Origin of the sequence: Paraburkholderia sp. RL17-373-BIF-A, assembly GCF_046030175.1 — a bacterium.
GTDB lineage: Bacteria > Pseudomonadota > Gammaproteobacteria > Burkholderiales > Burkholderiaceae > Paraburkholderia.
On record NZ_JARESO010000232.1, the window covers coordinates 1 to 1,729 of the forward strand.

Below are 1,729 nucleotides of genomic sequence, written 5' to 3' on the forward strand. Positions count from 1 at the left end.
TCCTTAGTTGAACTGTGGACGATTGCGTGGTAACTGCGAGTTGGGGCAGCGGGCTAACGCCATTGGAGTGCGGAGAAACGTGGAGAAGGCTTTGGCAGGAAAGTAGGCGTGCAGTTGATTGGCGTCGTCGTGTTACGCTATATCCTGTACTGTTCGTCGCACCGCTTCTTGTCAAAGCAATCGCATTGACATTGCGATTGGTTCCTGCGTCTACTCAGGACCCCGAACTGTTTGCTGTGAACTGCGGTGAGACGAAATGTTTGTTGCCTTGTTGGCGCTGAGCGTGGGGTTACTTTTGGTTAGTTCATATTCGCAACGTTTCGATTATGTCTGTCCGAGCGATAGGCCGTGCCATGCTTAGGAAGCGCGCATTGTCGATTAAAACAGAGAGTCATGTGGGTGAGCGGTTGGTTTGCCCGAAGGTAGAAAGCGTGCAGTTTGAAGATCAAGCCATCGACTACCGGTTAATGATGTGTATGTGATTCGGTCTAGTCGATCAAAGGGCTCGCGGCGACCACGTTATTAGCGGTTGTCGTCAGCTACCTGCCGGATTTCGTTCAGGACCTTCATGCCGTATCACTCGCCATGCCACCTGGCTACGGTGGGTCGCACCGGGCGTGCTAACACCCCTTTAGTAGTTGTCCTGGAAGTATTCTCTCCAATGCACACAATGTGAGCACATCCGAATCATGGGAAAAGTCCAAATTGTTCAACTGGCCAGCGAACTGCTATGGTTGGTCCTGATCTTGTCCTTGCCTACGGTCCTCGTGGCATCGGTGGTCGGCATACTGATTAGTTTGGTGCAAGCACTAACGCAGGTACAAGACCAGACAGTTCCGTTTTTGGTCAAGTTGGTGGCAACCTGTCTGACGCTTGCAGTGTCCTATCGTTGGACGGGAGACGCCCTGTTCATTTATACCGAGCGGTGCTTTGATCTTATCGCGCAGATGGGAAGATAGGTATGGGTGAACTCACTCGCTGGTTGCCCCTTCTCGGCGTTGCCATGATGCGGCCGATGGGTGCAATGCTGCTGCCATTGTTCGGCCCCTCAATTGTCGGCGGTGCGATGATTCGCAATTCGCTCGTTCTAGTGATGGTCCTTCCAGGGTTGCCCTTTCTGGCGGCGTTGCAATTACCAGATCCGATTGCATCTCCTGGGCACTACCTGCTGCTTTTGGGATGCGAGTTCGTCGTCGGTCTGACGCTTGGCTTCTCTGCTGCGATCCCATTCTTCGCAGTAGATGCAGCTGGCTTTCTGTTGGACACTTTGCGCGGCGCTTCAATGGCCGGCGTGCTCAACCCGTTGCTTGGCGCGCAGTCGTCTCCGTTGGGAGCGTTCTTCTCGCATGTTCTGGCTGTGTTATACCTCGCACTAGGCGGGTTTCATGCCTTTCTTTCGGCGCTCTACGACTCTTATCAGACGTTGGTTGTTGGACGCGGTTGGCATTGGGACGCGCACTTCGTTCATTTCCTGAAGAGCGAGTGGCAGCTTCTATATACGTTGGCGCTTACGTTTGCGGTCCCGGCGACGGTAATGATGGTCCTGGTCGATCTAGCTTTGGGGCTGATCAACCGTTCTGTGCAACAACTGAACGTGTTTTCGTTGTCGATGCCGATCAAAAGTCTGATCGCTCTACTGATGCTCATAATTGGACTGCAGTTCGGGCTGTCCGCTGTCGTTGCACAGTTCGAGCGTTTCGACGGTGGTCTTGTGCGGTTGTTGACGCCA

Annotated in this window: 2 protein-coding genes; both read left to right on the forward strand. The window is 53.5% G+C overall.

Translation table 11 applies throughout. The annotated features are described in order from the left end of the window. Nucleotides 1-689 precede the first annotated feature (689 nt). On the forward strand, nt 690-959 hold the full coding sequence (gene sctS, locus P0D80_RS49930) for a type III secretion system export apparatus subunit SctS (RefSeq protein WP_408296078.1): 270 nt from the start codon (nt 690-692) through the stop codon (nt 957-959). Between the two features lie 2 nt (nt 960-961). Continuing rightward, on the forward strand, nt 962-1,729 hold a 768-nt coding region (gene sctT / locus P0D80_RS49935), incomplete at its 3' end, for a type III secretion system export apparatus subunit SctT (protein ID WP_408296080.1).